Origin of the sequence: Pseudomonas shirazica, assembly GCF_015168335.1 — a bacterium.
In the GTDB taxonomy this organism is placed as follows: Bacteria; Pseudomonadota; Gammaproteobacteria; order Pseudomonadales; family Pseudomonadaceae; genus Aquipseudomonas; species Aquipseudomonas asiatica.
The window spans coordinates 5,750,959-5,768,359 of record NZ_CP063456.1 but is presented as its reverse complement, the minus strand read 5'-3'; the positions used below and the strand labels follow the sequence as shown (position 1 = coordinate 5,768,359).

16 protein-coding genes and 1 riboswitch are annotated in these 17,401 nt (G+C 62.8%); of the genes, 8 read left to right on the top strand and 8 right to left on the bottom strand.

Going from position 1 to position 17,401, the window contains the following annotated elements:
- Window positions 1-6: 6 nt before the first annotated feature.
- The 4 genes from IMX18_RS26535 to tkt all read right to left on the bottom strand — a co-directional run bounded on the left by IMX18_RS26535 (window position 7) and on the right by tkt (window position 4,643).
- The gene (locus IMX18_RS26535; RefSeq protein ID WP_015272056.1) at window positions 7-258 is read right to left on the bottom strand and encodes a hypothetical protein; all 252 of its coding nucleotides are present in this window, start codon (window positions 256-258) and stop codon (window positions 7-9) included.
- On the bottom strand, window positions 258-1,421 hold the full coding sequence (locus tag IMX18_RS26530) for a phosphoglycerate kinase (protein WP_217189980.1): 1,164 nt from the start codon (window positions 1,419-1,421) through the stop codon (window positions 258-260). Before IMX18_RS26530 ends, IMX18_RS26535 begins: the two co-directional genes overlap by 1 nt.
- Before the next feature lie 12 nt (window positions 1,422-1,433).
- Complete coding sequence (gene epd / locus IMX18_RS26525) at window positions 1,434-2,495, bottom strand: erythrose-4-phosphate dehydrogenase (protein ID WP_015272057.1); 1,062 nt, start codon at window positions 2,493-2,495, stop codon at window positions 1,434-1,436.
- 150 nt (window positions 2,496-2,645) lie between these two features.
- Complete coding sequence (gene tkt / locus IMX18_RS26520) at window positions 2,646-4,643, bottom strand: transketolase (protein WP_015272058.1); 1,998 nt, start codon at window positions 4,641-4,643, stop codon at window positions 2,646-2,648.
- A 228-nt stretch (window positions 4,644-4,871) separates the two neighbouring features.
- Here tkt and IMX18_RS26515 point away from each other — a divergent pair, with 228 nt between their 5' ends.
- The 4 genes from IMX18_RS26515 (at window position 4,872) to IMX18_RS26500 (ending at window position 9,444) form a co-directional block, all read left to right on the top strand.
- Window positions 4,872-5,864 carry an ArsR/SmtB family transcription factor gene (locus tag IMX18_RS26515; RefSeq protein WP_015272059.1) on the top strand — a complete coding sequence of 331 codons (993 nt, stop codon included), beginning with the start codon at window positions 4,872-4,874 and terminating at the stop codon, window positions 5,862-5,864.
- Window positions 5,865-5,882: 18 nt separating this feature from the next.
- On the top strand, window positions 5,883-7,073 hold the full coding sequence (metK, locus tag IMX18_RS26510) for a methionine adenosyltransferase (RefSeq protein ID WP_015272060.1): 1,191 nt from the start codon (window positions 5,883-5,885) through the stop codon (window positions 7,071-7,073).
- Between the two features lie 145 nt (window positions 7,074-7,218).
- Window positions 7,219-8,919, top strand: coding sequence for an NAD-dependent DNA ligase LigB (gene ligB, locus IMX18_RS26505; RefSeq protein ID WP_217189981.1), 1,701 nt, complete (start codon window positions 7,219-7,221; stop codon window positions 8,917-8,919).
- A 132-nt stretch (window positions 8,920-9,051) separates the two neighbouring features.
- Window positions 9,052-9,444 carry a DUF1090 domain-containing protein gene (locus IMX18_RS26500; RefSeq protein ID WP_015272062.1) on the top strand — a complete coding sequence of 131 codons (393 nt, stop codon included), beginning with the start codon at window positions 9,052-9,054 and terminating at the stop codon, window positions 9,442-9,444.
- 157 nt (window positions 9,445-9,601) lie between these two features.
- Here the strand turns inward: IMX18_RS26500 and IMX18_RS26495 are convergent, their stop codons facing one another.
- Window positions 9,602-10,048 (bottom strand): c-type cytochrome, encoded by a 447-nt coding sequence (locus IMX18_RS26495; RefSeq protein WP_015272063.1) that lies wholly within the window; start codon window positions 10,046-10,048, stop codon window positions 9,602-9,604.
- 119 nt (window positions 10,049-10,167) lie between these two features.
- Between IMX18_RS26495 and mltA the strand changes: the two genes are divergently transcribed.
- On the top strand, window positions 10,168-11,319 hold the full coding sequence (mltA, locus tag IMX18_RS26490; protein WP_015272064.1) for a murein transglycosylase A: 1,152 nt from the start codon (window positions 10,168-10,170) through the stop codon (window positions 11,317-11,319).
- 49 nt (window positions 11,320-11,368) lie between these two features.
- On the opposite strand, the gene IMX18_RS26485 is transcribed toward mltA, so the two are convergent.
- Window positions 11,369-11,755 (bottom strand): MAPEG family protein, encoded by a 387-nt coding sequence (locus IMX18_RS26485; protein WP_015272065.1) that lies wholly within the window; start codon window positions 11,753-11,755, stop codon window positions 11,369-11,371.
- Window positions 11,756-11,783: 28 nt separating this feature from the next.
- Complete coding sequence (locus IMX18_RS26480) at window positions 11,784-12,617, bottom strand: EamA family transporter (RefSeq protein WP_015272066.1); 834 nt, start codon at window positions 12,615-12,617, stop codon at window positions 11,784-11,786.
- 354 nt (window positions 12,618-12,971) lie between these two features.
- Here IMX18_RS26480 and IMX18_RS26475 point away from each other — a divergent pair, with 354 nt between their 5' ends.
- Window positions 12,972-13,787 carry a DUF3800 domain-containing protein gene (locus tag IMX18_RS26475; RefSeq protein WP_015272067.1) on the top strand — a complete coding sequence of 272 codons (816 nt, stop codon included), beginning with the start codon at window positions 12,972-12,974 and terminating at the stop codon, window positions 13,785-13,787.
- 142 nt (window positions 13,788-13,929) lie between these two features.
- The gene (locus IMX18_RS26470; protein WP_015272068.1) at window positions 13,930-15,165 is read left to right on the top strand and encodes a cation:proton antiporter; all 1,236 of its coding nucleotides are present in this window, start codon (window positions 13,930-13,932) and stop codon (window positions 15,163-15,165) included.
- 33 nt (window positions 15,166-15,198) lie between these two features.
- Here the strand turns inward: IMX18_RS26470 and IMX18_RS26465 are convergent, their stop codons facing one another.
- Window positions 15,199-15,600, bottom strand: a complete 402-nt coding sequence (locus tag IMX18_RS26465; RefSeq protein ID WP_003257757.1) for an acyl-CoA thioesterase — start codon at window positions 15,598-15,600, stop codon at window positions 15,199-15,201.
- Window positions 15,601-15,778: 178 nt separating this feature from the next.
- Window positions 15,779-15,875, top strand: a riboswitch (S-adenosyl-L-homocysteine riboswitch).
- A gap of 20 nt (window positions 15,876-15,895) precedes the next feature.
- On the opposite strand from IMX18_RS26465, the gene ahcY reads away from it, so the two are divergent.
- Entirely contained in the window at window positions 15,896-17,305 is a 1,410-nt protein-coding gene (gene ahcY / locus IMX18_RS26460) for an adenosylhomocysteinase (RefSeq protein WP_015272069.1), read from the top strand.
- Window positions 17,306-17,401 lie beyond the last annotated feature (96 nt).

The following is a 17,401-nucleotide window of genomic DNA, read 5'->3' as shown; positions in this document are numbered from 1 at the left end:
CCGGGTTCAAGGGCAACCAGGCGCCTTGCGCTGGTGGTCTTCGTCGTACTTTTCCAGGCCTTCCGGGCCCACGCGCTTGCTGATTACCGGCACGGTCTCGGCCTGCCACTCGGACTGGTAGCAACCGCCCTTGGGCGGCTGCGCCGGGTCGGTATCCGAGGACGGGCTGCCGGCGCATGCGCTCAGCAGGCCAGCCAGCATCATCACAGGCAATTGCTTGACCATCAGGCCGCTCCCTTTGCCAAGCGCCGACGTCATCAGGCCTTGGCCCGCTCTTCCAGGATCGCCACGGCCGGCAGTACCTTGCCCTCGACGAACTCGAGGAAGGCGCCACCACCGGTAGAAATGTAGGAGATATCGGCGCCAACGCCATATTTGTCGATGGCAGCCAGGGTGTCACCGCCACCGGCGATGGAGAACGCAGCGCTGTCGGCGATGGCCTTGGCCAGCACCTTGGTGCCGTTGCCGAACTGGTCGAATTCGAACACGCCGACCGGGCCGTTCCACAGGATGGTCTTCGACGACTTCAGCAGCTCGGCGAAGTGGGCTGCGGTTTGCGGGCCGATGTCCAGGATCATGTCGTCAGCGGCAACGTCGGCAATGGCCTTGACGGTGGCTTCGGCGCTCTCGGCGAATTCCTTGGCAACCACGACATCGACCGGCAGAGGAACGCTGACCTTGGCAGCGATGGCCTTGGCGGTATCGACCAGGTCAGGCTCGTACAGCGACTTGCCTACCGGGTGGCCGGCTGCGGCCAGGAAGGTGTTGGCGATGCCGCCACCGACGATCAGCTGGTCGCACACCGAGCTCAGGCTGTTCAGCACATCCAGCTTGGTGGAGACCTTGGAACCGGCAACGATGGCCGCCATCGGCTTGGCCGGGGCCTTCAAGGCTTTGCCCAGGGCATCCAGCTCGGCTGCCAGCAGAGGGCCAGCAGCAGCGACCTTGGCAAACTTGGCAACACCATGGGTCGAACCTTCGGCACGGTGGGCAGTACCGAAAGCGTCCATGACGAACACGTCGCACAGGGCGGCGTATTTCTGCGCCAGCTCGTCGGCGTTCTTCTTCTCGCCCTTGTTGAAGCGCACGTTCTCGAACAGCACCAGGTCACCAGCCTTGACCTCGACACTGTCCAGGTAGTCGGCAACCAGCGGCACGTCGCGGCCCAAGGCCTTGCTCAGGTAGTCGGCGACCGGCTTGAGGCTGTTCTCGGCGGAGAATTCACCCTCGGTCGGGCGGCCCAGGTGCGAGCAGACCATTACCGCCGCACCCTTCTCCAGGGCCAGCTTGATGGTCGGCAGCGCTGCCAGGATACGCGCGTCGCTGGCTACCACACCGTCCTTCACAGGCACGTTGAGGTCTTCGCGGATCAGTACGCGCTTACCTTGCAGGTCGAGGTCGGTCATCTTCAACACGGTCATGAATGCAGTCCTTCAGGGCTGTTTGTTGCGGGTTGGGTGGACGACGTGCAGATAGTGTTCGGCAACGTCGAGCATACGGTTGGCGAACCCCCATTCGTTGTCGAACCAGGCCAGCAGGTTCACCAGGCGAGGGCCGGAAACACGGGTCTGGCTGGCATCGACGATCGCCGAATGCGGGTCATGGTTGAAATCACAGCTGGCGTGGGGCAACTCGGTGTAGGCCAGCAAGCCTTTCAGCGGGCCTTCCAGCGCCGCCTCGCGCAGCACCCGGTTGACTTCGGCCGCGCTGGTATCGCGGGCGGTCTGCAGGGTGATATCCAGGCACGAGACGTTGACGGTCGGTACGCGTACCGCTTTGGCCTGGATTCGCCCGGCAAGTTCCGGAAGCAGGCGTTCGATGCCTCGCGCCAGACCAGTGGACACCGGGATCACCGACTGGAAGGCCGAGCGCGTGCGGCGCAGGTCTTCGTGGTGGTAGGCGTCGATCACCGGCTGGTCGTTCATCGCCGAGTGGATGGTGGTGATCTGCACGTACTCGATACCGAATGCCTGGTCCAGCACACGCAGCAGCGGCACGCCGCAGTTGGTGGTGCAAGAGGCGTTGGACACCAGGCGCTCGCTGCCGGTCAGGCAGGCCTGGTTGACGCCGTAGACCACCGTGGCATCGACATCGGCCTCGCTGGCCATCGGCTGCGAGAACAGCACCCGAGGCGCGCCGGCGTCGAGGAAGCGCTGGCCATCGGCGCGGGTGTGGTAGGCGCCGGAGCACTCCAGTACCAGGTCGATGTCCAGGGCGGCCCAGTCGATGCCCTCGGGGGTGGCACTGCGCATCACCTTCACGCAGTCGCCATTGATATGCAGACAGTCCCCATCGACCTTCACCTCACCGGGGAAGCGCCCGTGGGTGGAGTCGAAGCGTGTCAGGTATTCAAGGCTGGCCTGGTCGGCCAGGTCGTTCAGCGCGACGATCTCGAAACCGGCCTTTGCCCCCCGCTCGAACAGCGCGCGCAGGACACAGCGGCCGATACGGCCATAACCGTTGAGTGCAACTTTGTAGGGACGCAGGTGGGGCATAGGTAGCTCTTGAACTCCGGCAGTTGAACGGGGCCGCTGCGCAGCCCATTCGCGGCACAAGGCCGCTCCTACAGGGGACGGCGTGCGCAATACCCTGTAGGAGCGGCCTTGTGCCGCGAACGAGGGCCAAAGGCCCTCGCCTTCCTTGTATCAGTCTTCCAGCAGCTCTTCGGCAGTACCGAGGATGTTCTCCAGGGTGAAGCCGAACTCTTCGAACAGTGCCGAAGCCGGCGCCGACTCACCGTAGGTGGTCATGCCGATGATACGACCTTCCAGGCCGACGTACTTGTACCAGAAGTCGGCGTGAGCGGCCTCGATGGCGATACGCGCACCCACTTCCAGCGGCAGCACGGACTGCTTGTAGGCAGCGTCCTGGGCATCGAACACGCTGGTGCACGGCATGGAAACCACGCGCACCTTGCGGCCTTGCTCGGTCAGCTTGGCGTGCGCCTGAACAGCCAGGCCCACTTCGGAACCGGTGGCGATCAGGATCAGCTCAGGCTCGCCGGCGCAGTCCTTGAGCACGTAGCCACCGCGGCTGATGTCGGCGATCTGCTGGGCATCGCGGTCCTGGTGCTGCAGGTTCTGGCGCGAGAAGATCAGCGCCGAAGGGCCGTCCTTGCGCTCCAGGGCGCTTTTCCAGGACACGGCAGATTCCACCGCGTCGGCTGGGCGCCAGGTGTCCAGGTTCGGCGTGCTGCGCAGGCTGGTCAGCTGCTCGATCGGCTGGTGAGTCGGGCCGTCTTCGCCCAGGCCAATGGAGTCGTGGGTGTAGACGTGGATCACGCGCTGCTTCATCAGTGCCGACATGCGCACGGCGTTACGGGCGTATTCCATGAACATCAGGAAGGTCGCGCCGTAAGGCACCAGGCCACCGTGCAGGGCAACGCCGTTCATGATGGCGGTCATGCCGAACTCGCGCACGCCGTAGAACACGTAGTTGCCGCTGGCGTCGTTGGCTTCGACACCCTTGCAGCCCTTCCACAGGGTCAGGTTGGAACCGGCCAGGTCGGCCGAACCGCCGAGGAACTCTGGCAGCAGCGGGCCGAAGGCGTTCAGGGCGTTCTGGCTGGCCTTGCGGCTGGCGATGGTTTCGCCCTTGGCGGCCACTTCGTTGATGTAGGCCTGGGCCTTCTCGCTGAAGTCGGCCGGCAGCTCGCCGCTGTCACGGCGCTTGAACTCGGCAGCCAGCTCCGGGTAGGCCTTGGCGTAGGCGTCGAAGCGCTGGTTCCAGTCGGCTTCAACCTTGGCACCGGCAGCCTTGGCGTCCCACTCGGCATAGATGTCGGCCGGGATTTCGAACGGGCCGTGGTTCCAGTTCAGTTCCTTGCGAGCCAGGGCGATTTCGTCGTTGCCCAGCGGTGCGCCGTGGCAGTCTTCCTTGCCCTGCTTGTTCGGCGAGCCGAAACCAATGATGGTCTTGCAGCAGATCAGGGTCGGGCGATCGCTCTTGCGAGCGGTCTCGATGGCGGTCTTGATCTCGTCGGCGTCATGGCCGTCGACGTTGCGGATCACCTGCCAGTTGTACGCTTCGAAGCGCGCCGGGGTGTTGTCGGTGAACCAGCCGTGCACTTCGCCGTCGATGGAAATGCCGTTGTCGTCGTAGAAGGCGATCAGCTTGTTCAGGCCCAGGGTGCCGGCCAGCGAGGCGACTTCATGGGAGATGCCCTCCATCATGCAGCCGTCGCCGAGGAACACGTAGGTGTGGTGGTCGACGATGTTATGGCCATCACGGTTGAACTGGGCAGCGAGCACTTTTTCGGCCAGGGCGAAGCCCACGGCGTTGGCGATACCCTGGCCGAGCGGGCCGGTGGTGGTCTCGACGCCTGGGGTGTAGCCGTATTCCGGGTGGCCCGGGGTGCGGCTGTGCAGCTGGCGGAAGCCTTTGATGTCATCGATGGTGACGTCGTAGCCGGTCAGGTGCAGCAGCGAGTAGATCAGCATCGAACCGTGGCCGTTGGACAGTACGAAGCGGTCACGGTCGGCGAAACTCGGGTTGCTCGGGTTGTGCTTCAGATAGTCGCGCCAAAGCACTTCGGCGATATCCGCCATGCCCATGGGGGCACCTGGGTGGCCGCTGTTGGCCTTTTGCACGGCATCCATGCTGAGGGCACGAATGGCGTTGGCACGTTCACGACGGCTGGGCATCGCTGATCTCCTGGGGGCTTGAATAGGTGGTGTCACGAAAAAAGGCGGCCATTTTCGCCCACTGGGGGGGCTTGGGGCAATGACGTATGGTCGCAGTCGGGGGATTTTCCTGCGATTGGCATTCAATTCGGGGTAAAACCGGGAGAACCACCCCACTCATCACTCAATATCAAAACTTTTTGATATTGCCCTTGCTAGGGCAACGATGCCTGTCTAGACTGCCGCACCATGAACCTCCGTGCGCAATCGATCCCCGAGCAACGCGAAGCATTGGCTGCCCTGTGCAAAGCCAGTGGCGACGAGCTGCGCCTGAACGTATTGCGCGCCCTGGCCAACGACTCGTTCGGCGTGCTGGAGCTGGCGCAGATCTTCGACGTGGGCCAGTCGGGCATGAGCCATCACCTTAAAGTGCTGGCCCAGGCCGAGCTGGTGGCGACCCGCCGCGAGGGCAATGCCATCTTCTACCGCCGCGCCCTGCCCGACAGCTTGCGCCTGGGCGGTCGGCTGCACGCGGCGCTGCTCGAAGAGGTGGACGACCTGACTCTTCCGCCTGACGTGCAGGCGCGCATTGCCCAGGTGCAGCAACGCCGCGCAGCCACCAGCCAGGACTTCTTCCTGCGCGTGGAAGAGAAGTTCCGCGCCCAGCAAGACCTGATCGCCGGCCTGCCGCAGTACCGCGAAAGCCTGCTGGCGCTGCTCGACAAACTGAATTTCGACCCGGCCGCCAGCGCCCTGGAGGTCGGCCCCGGTGACGGTGGCTTCCTGCCCGACCTGGCCCGGCGCTTCGCCCAGGTCACCGCCCTGGACAACAGCCCGACCATGCTCGAACTGGCGCGCCAGGTGTGCCAGCGCGAAGGGCTCGACAACGTGAACCTGCAGTTGGCCGATGCACTGGGTGCAACGGATGTGGCCGCCGACTGCGTTGTGCTGAACATGGTGCTGCACCATTTCAGCGACCCGGCCCTGGCCTTGCGCCAGCTGGCCAAACGGGTGAAGGCAGGCGGCAGCCTGCTGGTAACCGAACTGTGCAGCCATGACCAGGGGTGGGCGCGCGAAGCCTGCGGCGACCTGTGGCTTGGCTTCGAACAGGACGACCTGGCCCGTTGGGCCAACGACGCCGGGCTGGCCCCCGGGGACAGCCTGTACGTGGGCTTGCGTAACGGTTTCCAGATCCAGGTCCGCCATTTCCAGCGGACGGCTGGCGACATACACCATCGGTAAATTTCAGGAACCTTCGAGATGAGCGAATACTCCCTTTTCACCTCCGAGTCCGTGTCCGAAGGGCATCCGGACAAGATCGCCGACCAGATTTCGGACGCCGTCCTTGATGCCATCATCGCCCAGGACAAATACGCCCGCGTAGCCTGCGAAACCCTGGTCAAGACCGGCGTCGCCATCATCGCCGGCGAAGTCACCACCTCCGCCTGGGTCGACCTGGAAGAGCTGGTGCGCAAGGTCATCATCGACATCGGCTACAACAGCTCCGACGTCGGTTTCGACGGCGCCACCTGCGCCGTGATGAACATCATCGGCAAACAGTCGGTGGACATCGCCCAGGGCGTCGACCGTTCCCGCCCGGAAGACCAGGGCGCCGGTGACCAGGGCCTGATGTTCGGCTACGCCAGCAACGAAACCGATGTGCTGATGCCGGCACCGATCTGCTTCTCGCACCGTCTGGTCGAGCGCCAGGCCGAGGCGCGCAAATCGAAACTGCTGCCATGGCTGCGTCCGGACGCCAAGTCGCAGGTCACCTGCCGTTACGAAAATGGCAAGGTGGTCGGCATCGACGCCGTGGTGCTGTCGACCCAGCACAACCCTGAGGTTTCGCAGAAAGACCTGCAGGAAGCCGTGATGGAGCTGATCGTCAAGCACACCCTGCCTGCCGAACTGCTGCACAAGGGCACCCAGTACCACATCAACCCGACCGGCAACTTCATCATCGGTGGCCCGGTGGGTGACTGCGGCCTGACCGGGCGCAAGATCATCGTCGACTCCTACGGCGGCATGGCCCGCCATGGGGGTGGCGCGTTCTCCGGCAAGGACCCATCCAAGGTCGACCGTTCCGCCGCCTACGCCGGCCGCTACGTGGCCAAGAACATCGTCGCCGCCGGCCTGGCCGAGCGTTGCGAGATCCAGGTGTCGTACGCCATCGGCGTGGCCCAGCCGACCTCCATCTCGATCAACACCTTCGGTACCGGCAAGGTCTCCGACGACAAGATCATCCAGCTGGTGCGCGAGTGCTTCGACCTGCGTCCTTACGCCATCACCACCATGCTCGACCTGCTGCACCCGATGTACCAGGAAACCGCTGCCTACGGCCACTTCGGCCGTACCCCGCAGCAGAAGACGGTCGGCGACGACACCTTCACCACCTTCACCTGGGAGCGTACCGACCGCGCCCAGTCGCTGCGTGACGCTGCCGGCCTGTAAGTTTCCTACAACGCCAGGCGAAAGCCCCTGCCGAGCAATCGGCAGGGGCTTTTTTGTGACATATGGGCTGACAAACGCTGCATGGCGACCCGCACGCTACCTGCCTAGGCTGAGGGCTCACACCCGCCATGCAAGGATGCTGGCCATGCCGCTCATGCTGCTTTTCGCCCTACTGTTGACGTTGAATGCTCCCCTGGCCCGTGCCGCCACATGCCCCACCTGGAACCCGCAACAAGTCGAGGCTGAAGTGAGCCGACTGCGCGCCACGCTTGCCCGCTGGGACGACCATTATCATCGTAAGGGCATCGCACTGGTGGCCGATGAACTGTACGACCAGAGCCGCCAGCACCTGGCGCACCTGCAGCAATGCTTTGGCATCACGACTACCCCGTCCCCGCTGGCCAGCGCTGGCGGGCCAATTCCGCATCCGGTGCCGCACACCGGCGTCGACAAGCTGGCCGACCGTCAGGCTGTAGAACGCTGGCTGGCCGGCAAGGCAGATGTCTGGGTGCAACCAAAGGTCGATGGCGTAGCAGTCTCCCTAATCTACCGACAGGGCCGGCTGGTGCAGTTGATCAGCCGGGGGGACGGCGTGCAGGGGCACGACTGGAGCCGCCACATCCCCCTGCTCGTCGAACTCAACCGGCAGCTGCCCCAGGCCATTGACCTGCAACTGCAGGGCGAACTGTACCTGCGCCTGGACGCGCATGTGCAAGCCCGGGCAGGCAGCGCCAACGCCCGAGGGACAGTAGCCGGGCTGCTGGCTCGCAAGCAGCTGGGTCGTGAGCAAGGTGAGCGCATCGGCCTGTTCGTATGGGACTGGCCGCAGGGCCCAGACCAGCAGGCCGAGCGCCTCGCGCAGCTTGCGGATCTGGGTTTTGCGCACAGCCAGGATTACAGCGTCGCCATAGAAACAGCGGACGATGCAGCGCACTGGCGTGAGTACTGGTACCGCTCACCCCTGCCTTTCGCCACCGATGGCGTGGTGTTGCGCCAAGGCGTCCGGCCTCCGTCCGAGCGCTGGCAGGCCAAGGCGCCCTACTGGATCGCGGCGTGGAAGCACCCGTACACGCAGGCCTTGGCCGAAGTGCGCGAAGTACGCTTCCGCGTCGGCCGTACCGGCAGGGTTACGCCAGTCTTGCATGTACTGCCGGTTACCCTGGATGACCGGCGAATCACCCAGGTGAGCCTGGGATCGCTGGCACGTTGGCTCAAGCTCGACATCCGCCCCGGTGACCAGGTGGCCGTCAGCCTTGCCGGGCTGACCATCCCACGCCTGGAGCAAGTGGTGCACCGCGCCGCCGAGCGCCAACCGGTGATCGCACCAGCGCCCGGCCAGCATCATGCCCACAGCTGCTGGCAGATCAGCGAAGGCTGCGAAGAGCAGTTCATTGCTCGTCTCACCTGGCTCAGCGGCAAGCAGGGGCTGGCCCTGCCGCGCACCGGCCCTGGTACCTGGCGCCGACTGGTGGCTGCCGGGCTGGTGACCTCGATGACCGACTGGCTGCATCTGGATGCCGAGCGCCTGGCCCAGGTAGCGGGTATCAGTGACACAACGGCTTCGCAGTTGCTGGGCAGTTTCGACCAAGCCCGCTCACGGCCCTTTGCGCAATGGCTGCGCGGACTCGGCGCGCCTACACCCACCGGCATGCAGGTAACAGGCGACTGGCTGGAGCTGGCTGCCCGCACGAATCTTGAATGGCAAGCCATGCCCGGTATCGGCGAAAAGCGCGGGCAACAGCTTGCTGGATTTTTTGCAACCACCGAGGTTCAAGCCATTGCAACGCAACTGGCCACGGCAGGGATCGATGGATTCCGGATCGACAGGCAAAGCATCGAGCAATGATTATTTACCAATTTACCTGTAGGAAAATCCCGAGATTAAGCCGGAAAACCCCAACAAGGGTTTCTAAATGGGCAAAACCAAGGCAGGATTTCCCCCAACTTTTGCTGCCCCGCCCCCTCAAGGAGGCTTTTCATGAAACGTATTTCGACCCTTTTCCTGATCGCGACACTGGGCCTGGCCGCTGGTGCCGCACAAGCCGCCCAGCCGGATGCCGGCCTGACCGGTTGCGCCGCCAAGCGTAGCGCCATCGAGAACCAGTTGAAGATTGCCCGTGACCACGGCAACAACGAACAGGCCGCAGGGCTTGAAGAGGCACTGCGAGGGGTCGATAACTGCACCGACGCCGGCCTGCGCAAGGAACGTGAGCAGAAGGTGCTCGACGCCCGTCACGAAGTGGCGCAGCGGGAAAAGGACTTGAAGAAAGCCGAGAAGAAAGGCGATTCGGAGAAGATCAACAAGCGCAAGGACAAGCTGGCCGAGTCGCGCAAGGAACTGCAGGAAGCGGTGGAGGATCTGGATCGCTGAGGCTCCGACCGGGCAAACGCGATCATTGTAGGAGCGGCCTTGTGTCGCGATGGGCCGCAAAGCGGCCCCGGCCATTTGTGCATCAGCTGAAATCCTGGGGCCGCTGCGCAGCCCTATCGCGACACAAGGCCGCTCCTACACAGGGCAATGCAGTCCATCAATGATTGCGGAATTCCGTATGACAGGCCTTGCAAGCCGCTTCGACCTTGTCCATCGGTGCCTTCAACTGCGCAGCGTCCAGCGGCTGACCGCGGGTGACATCGACCAGTTCGCCAGTGACGCCTTCCAGCTGGCGGGCCAGGTCATGAAAGCGCGTCTGCCGCTCCCATACCTCGGCACGCGCACTACTGTCGCCACCATCACGAGCCTGTGGGAAGTGCTGCCAGGGCTGGTGCGAAAGGTTGTCCAGCTTCAGCGCACCGTCGGCAAACTTCACCCCGTCGAACGGCAACCGCCCACGCAACATGCCGCCCAGGTCTTCGCTGGTCTTGAGCATGTCCTTGAAGATCACCTTGCGCTTGCCCAGCGGGGAGTTCGGGTCAACCCGGTCACAACCACCCAGAGCCAGTGCTGCCAGCAGAACAATGGTCAATCGCTTCAACATCACGGTCACTTCGGCCTACGCAAATGGGCGGCCAGTATCGCCGCCCAGCGGCCAAAGACCAATAGCCACATAAAAAACAGGGGCGAATATCCGTGTTCACCCATGACAGGAACGTACTCATGAAATCTGCCCTGCGCCATCTGGCCTGGACACTTCCGGCGCTGGCCCTGCTGGCCGGCTGCAACGGTGGCGAAAGCACCAAACCCGAGCCCCATGCCATCGCCACCTACGCCAATGCCACTTGGCAGGACCTGCCCACCGTCAGCGACAGCGACCTGGTGGCGGGCTTCCAGGCCTGGCGCAACGGCTGTGAAAAGCTAAAGCGCGACACCGTCTGGGCCAGCACCTGCGAAGCAGCCGCCAGCGTGCCCGACAATGCCTTGCAGGTGCGTGCCTTCCTGCAACAGAACCTGCAGGTATACGGCCTGCGCTCGGCCGAGAATAACGCCAACGGCCTGATCACCGGTTACTACGAACCGGTCTACCCTGGCAGCCTGAGCCAGTCGGCAACCAACCACGTGGCGGTCTATGGCATCCCCGACGACATGATCGTGGTCGACCTGGCCAGCGTGTACCCCGAACTCAAGGGCAAGCGTCTGCGCGGTCGCCTTGATGGCCGGGTGCTCAAGCCATACGACACCGCCGAGGTGATCAACCGTGACGGCGTCAAGGCACCGGTGCTGGCCTGGCTGACCGACCCGATGGACCTGCAGTTTCTGCAGATTCAGGGTTCCGGCCGGGTACAACTGGAAGACGGGCGCCAGCTGCGCCTGGGTTACGCCGACCAGAACGGCCACCCCTACCGGCCGATCGGGCGCTGGCTGGTGGAACAGGGCCAGTTGAAGAAGGAAGAAGTGAGCATGGGCGCCATTCATGCCTGGGCCCAGGCCAACCCACAACGGGTGCCGGAACTGCTCGCCAGCAACCCCAGCTACGTGTTCTTCAGCACCCGCCCGGACAGCAACGAAGGGCCACGCGGTTCGCTGAACGTACCGCTGACCGCTGGCTACAGCGTGGCCATCGACCGCAAGGTGATTCCGCTGGGCAGCTTGCTGTGGTTGTCCACCACTCGCCCGGACGGTACGCCGGTGGTACGCCCGGTGGGGGCCCAGGATACCGGCGGGGCAATTACTGGCGAGGTGCGCGCGGACCTGTTCTGGGGCACTGGGCCGGAAGCTGGAGAACTGGCCGGGAACATGAAGCAGCAGGGGCAGATCTGGATGCTGTGGCCCAAGGGCAAGCCGCTGCCCGAGGTGCCGAAAGTACCTTGATCGACGGTGGATTCTTCGCGGGCTTGCCCGCGAAGAAGGCGACGCGGTATCAGATTGAAACCACGAAGAAAGCCACGATCATCGCCATCCCGGCAAACCACACCAGCGATCGCAGCATGGCCCAGTCGGCCAGGTAACAGATGATGTAAAGCAGCCGGCTGGTGATGTACATCACCCCCAGCACATCCTGGGTCACCTGCTCGGCATTGCCGACGATATCCGCCACCAGCACCGCCGCGGCAAATGCCGGGAAGGCCTCGTAACTGTTCTGCTGGGCAGCATGCGCGCGCCGCGGCAGCCCGGACAGGGTATCCAGGAACGCACGCGGGTCGTGGTTGTCGCGCAGTCGGAAGCGGCCACTACCGGCCTTGGCGATCAACGCGCACAGTGGCGGCAAGAGCAGCGCGATCAGGATGCACCACAGGGCAACAGTCATGGACAGGACTCCTTGTTCAGTCTTCGGGTCAAAGCTTCATTACCAGCATGCCGGCCAACACCAGCCCGCAAGCTAGGAGTCTCGGCCCGCCAAAAGGTTCTTTCAGGTAGCGCATGCCCAGCAGCACCACCAGAATCACACTCAACTCGCGCAACGCCGCCGCTTCGGCCACCGACCCGAGGTGCATGGCCCACAGCACCAGCGCGTAACTGAGCAGTACACACAGCCCCACCGCCAGCCCCAGGCGCCACTGAAGGCGCCAGAACAAGATGAATGGCGCACGTCGGGCCACGCTGGCCAGCAACGGGAAGGGCCAGGCACTGAGCAAGGTCAGCCATACCAGATAATCCCAAGGCTTGCCCCACAAGCGCACGGCCTGGCCGTCGAACCAGGTGTAGCAACCAATACACAGGCCAATCAGGACAACCACCGGCAGCATCGACCAAGGCAGCCGGTCACCGCCACCGCCCTGCCACAACAGGCAAGCCATGCCACAGGGGATCAGCAGGATGCCGATGATCTGCTGCTGGCTCAGCGATTCGCCGGCAAAGGCCAGGGTCAGCCCCAGCACCACCAACGGCGACAGCCCGCGCATCAGAGGATAGACCAGCCCCAGGTCGCCCACGCGGTAGGCCTGGATCAACAGGAAGCGGTACAACTGCTCGGCCAGCGCCGAAGCCAGAAGCCAGGGCCAGATATTAGTCGGCGGTACCGCGGCGAAGGGCACCGCCAGCACCGCGAAGGCCAACGCCACCGTATCCATGCTGGCGATCACCAGCAGGCGCTCGCCGCTGAATTTGATCAGGGTATTCCAGGTCGCATGCAGCAGGGCAGCGACCAACACTAGGGAAGTTGCCAGCACGCGAAATCGTCCTTGCCTTCGAGTCAGATTCGTTTGCAGCACTATACATTGGGTAAAAGGTACGACTAAGGAAAAAGACTACAAACTCTGTGGAAGTTTCAATACGCCTTGCAAGCCGGGGCTTACCCCAAAACGCAATACACTCATCGCTCGCTGTGCCGCATGGAAACGCGTGATACCTCAAGGCGGCCACCCAAACGGAAACACACTCGCTTACGAAACGCGATTGACGCTTCAGGCTTTGCAGGATTAGGATCGCCGTAACGCATGGGGTTACCCGTGCCTACCTTCCGAGGCCCGCGATGCGCAAGCATGCGGGCTTTCGTGTTTCTGGGCCAAGGACACCCAGAAATCATGACGCATTATGTGGCCTACCTCGACGAATTCGGCCATGTCGGGCAATACATCTCGCGCACTCATACCCAGTTCAAGACCAGTCCAGTGTTCGGGCTGGGTGGGGTGCTACTACCTGCAGAAGAAGTACGGGAGTTCGCCATCTTCTTCTATCAGCTGAAATGCCAGTTACTTGCCTGGGATATAAACCATGAAAACCCCAGAAGCCTCCCTCCCTATCAATGGGAAAAGAAGGGCTCAAAGTTATTCACGACACGTAACGTCACACAATATCGATCGTTGAGACAGGCAACGTTTCGCCTGCTCAACCACATCAGAAAGATTGGTGGGTATGTCATTTATGCGGGTGAACATAAGACCGGCCCGGCCAGGCAGCACGACGCGACCAAGACATTCAGACGCCAACTGCTGCATGCGGTGCGAACGATCGATCGTTACTGCACGCAGTCCCGCTCAACCTTCATGCTCCTGCTGGATGAGCAGCGTGCTGGCAACGAGTGGCGTGAGCAAAATGTAGAAGCCTGCACCCTGGCAATGTTCGAGGATCCCGCAGAAAAATGTCGGAGCCTGATAGAGCCGCCGCTGCAGGGCGAAAGCCACCTCTTCCAGACCCTGCAATGCGCAGACTGGATCTGCGGCCTTGTAGGTCGTTTGATGGCAATGGCTGTCTCGCCCGAGGAATATCCCGACTGGGAGCCTTTCGACAGGTACTTCTCGACACGAATCGCCGAGGTCGCCCTACCGGGCTCCGGCTTGCAGCACCAGCCCGTCGAGCCAGAAAGCCATGAGTGCTCGACAGCAAGAACCGAAGCATGATGAAACCCGATGGAAACCTCACAACAGAAACGCGGTCTACCTGCACAGTCAAATAGTGTGTCCCGAACCCTGCGCCAGGTCATCAAAGAACTGCCCGAGCCATTCGGGTTACGACTTGGAAGCCACTGTTACAGGATTCGGGATGCTTGAACTAGTTGCCGCGTTTATCTGCCTCACCACCCTCCTCACCTATGTAAATTACCGTTTCATCGGCCTGCCCCCTGCCATCGGCGTGATGGTCACGGCGCTGCTGTTTTCCCTGATGCTGCAGGGCCTGAGCCTGATCGGCTTCCCTGGCCTGGAAGCGCGCGTCGAAGGGCTGATGAACCAGATCGACTTCAATGACCTGCTGATGCACTGGATGCTGGCGTTCCTGCTGTTCGCCGGCGCCTTGCACGTGAACCTTTCCGACCTGCGCAGCTACCGCTGGCCCATCGGCCTGCTGGCCACCGTCGGCGTACTGATTGCCACCGTCGTCATCGGCTACCTGTCGCACTGGGTGTTCGCCCTGTTCGGCTGGCAAGTGCCGCTGATCTACTGCCTGCTGTTCGGTGCACTGATCTCGCCCACCGACCCGATCGCCGTGCTTGGCGCGCTACGTACCGCCAACGCCTCCAAACCACTGAAAACCACGATCGTCGGCGAGTCGCTGTTCAATGACGGCACAGCGGTAGTGGTGTTCACCGTGTTGCTGGGCATCATCCGTTTGGGCGAAACGCCGAGCATGACCGATACGGCGATCCTGTTCGCCCGCGAGGCCATCGGCGGGGTGCTGTTCGGCGGCCTGATCGGCTATGCCACCTACCGCATGATCAAGAGCGTCGAGCAATACCAGGTGGAAGTGATGCTGACCCTGGCGCTGGTCATCGGCGGCTCGGCAATGTGCTACGAACTGCACGTTTCGGCGCCGATCGCCATGGTGGTGGCCGGGCTGATAATCGGCAACCTGGGGCGCAACCTGGCGATGAACGACATGACCCGTCGCTACATGGACGGCTTCTGGGAGCTGATCGACGACATGCTCAACGCCTTGCTGTTCGCGTTGATCGGCCTGGAGCTGTTGCTGCTGCCTTTCAACTGGATGCACATGGTAGCCGGCGGCGTGCTGGCGCTGGCGGTGCTACTGTCGCGGTTGCTGACCGTGGCCCCGGCGATCGTGCTGCTGCGGCGCTGGCGCCCGGTGCCAAAGGGCACGGTTCGGGTGCTGACCTGGGGTGGCCTGCGCGGTGGGGTATCGGTTGCCCTGGCACTGTCGCTGCCACTGGGCGAGGAACGTGACCTGCTGCTGTCGATCACCTACATCGTGGTGCTGTCGTCGATCCTGGTGCAGGGGTTGAGCATCGGGCGGGTGGTGCGCAAAGTGAGCGCTCAGCCTTGAGAATGCAGGGGCCGCTTTGCGGCCCCAGAATGTTCATTCCACTGCCGAATCCGGGAACTGGTCCTGGATGTACTTGATCTCGGTCCGCCCATGCGCCGCCGGCAACCCATCCTCGCCAAGGTTGACGAAGACCATCTTGTCGACCGTGAGGATGGCCTTGCGGGTGATCTTGTTGCGCACTTCGCACTTGAGGGTGATCGAGGTACGGCCGAACTCGGTGGCAGTGATGCCCAGCTCGATGATGTCGCCCTGACGCGAGGCACTGACGAAGTTGATTTCTGATATGTATTTGGTCACCACACGCTGGTTGCCCAACTGGACGATGGCGTAGATCGCAGCCTCTTCGTCGATCCAGCGCAACAGGCTGCCACCGAACAAAGTGCCATTTGGGTTGAGGTCTTCGGGTTTAACCCACTTGCGGGTATGAAAGTTCATCTGTACTCCTGACCTGCTTGGCTAACGTGCAGCAATGATGGCAGAGCGGCCGCTGCCGCTCCATTGAACATCGACTATCGTCGCGATTAATCGACAGAAAACCTTGGGCAAGCCGACGGGCGCGGCTATAATCTCCGCCGCTTCACATGGCCGCCCACAGCGGCGCCATGCCCGCCACCCGTCCGAGGGGCGCTGCAGCAGGCTAGGCCTGTCAGGCTCGGATGGGGCGTTGCTCGCTCTCGCGAGCGCTTAACGCACAACGGCGCCCATTCGCACACTACGAATGGAGGCTCTCATGAGCGCTGCAAACATGCCTGCTGGTTTTACCGATTACAAAGTCGCCGACATCTCCCTGGCCGCCTGGGGGCGTCGCGAAACCATCATCGCCGAGTCGGAAATGCCTGCACTGATGGGCCTGCGTCGCAAGTACCTGGCCGAGCAACCGCTCAAGGGTGCGAAGATCCTGGGCTGCATCCACATGACCATCCAGACCGCCGTGCTGATCGAAACCCTGGTTGCGCTGGGTGCCGAAGTGCGCTGGTCGTCCTGCAACATCTTCTCCACCCAGGACCAGGCCGCCGCGTCCATCGCCGCCGCCGGTATCCCGGTTTTCGCCTGGAAAGGTGAAACCGAACAGGAGTACGAGTGGTGCCTGGAGCAAACCATCCTCAAGGATGGCCAGCCATGGGACGCCAATATGGTCCTCGACGACGGTGGCGACCTGACCGAGCTGCTGCACAAGAAATACCCGCAAGTGCTGGAGCGCGTGCACGGTGTGACCGAAGAGACCACCACCGGCGTGCACCGCCTGCTGGACATGCTGGCCAAGGGCGAGCTGAAAGTCCCGGCGATCAACGTCAACGACTCGGTTACCAAGAGCAAGAACGACAACAAGTACGGCTGCCGTCACAGCCTGAACGACGCCATCAAGCGTGGTACCGACCACCTGCTGTCGGGCAAGCAGGCCCTGGTGATCGGCTACGGTGACGTGGGCAAGGGCTCGGCCCAGTCCCTGCGCCAGGAAGGCATGATCGTCAAGGTCACCGAAGTTGACCCGATCTGCGCCATGCAGGCCTGCATGGACGGTTTCGAAGTGGTTTCGCCGTTCATCGACGGTATCAACAATGGCACCGAAGCCAGCATCGACAAGGCCCTGCTGGGCAAGATCGACCTGATCGTGACCACTACCGGTAACGTCAACGTCTGCGACGCCAACATGCTCAAGGCGCTGAAGAAGCGTGCCGTGGTGTGCAACATCGGCCACTTCGACAACGAGATCGACACCGCCTTCATGCGCAAGAACTGGGCCTGGGAAGAGGTCAAGCCGCAGGTGCACAAGATCCACCGCACCGGCGCTGGCAGCTTCGACCCGCAGAACGACGACTATCTGATCCTGTTGGCCGAAGGTCGCCTGGTCAACCTGGGTAACGCCACTGGCCACCCAAGCCGCATCATGGACGGTTCGTTCGCCAACCAGGTACTGGCGCAGATCTTCCTGTTCGAGCAGAAGTTCGCCGACCTGCCGGCCGAGAAGAAAGCCGAACGCCTGACCGTCGAAGTACTGCCGAAGAAGCTCGACGAAGAAGTGGCACTGGAAATGGTCCGCGGCTTCGGTGGCGTGGTCACCCAACTGACCAAGCAGCAGGCCGACTACATCGGTGTCACCGTCGAAGGCCCGTTCAAGCCACACGCCTACCGCTACTAAGCGGCCAGCTTGAAGCGTCAAGCGGCAATCAAAGGCAGACCGTGCCATTGCCGCTTGCAGCTCAAGCATCAAGGATCTTGAACGATGCCCAAGCCA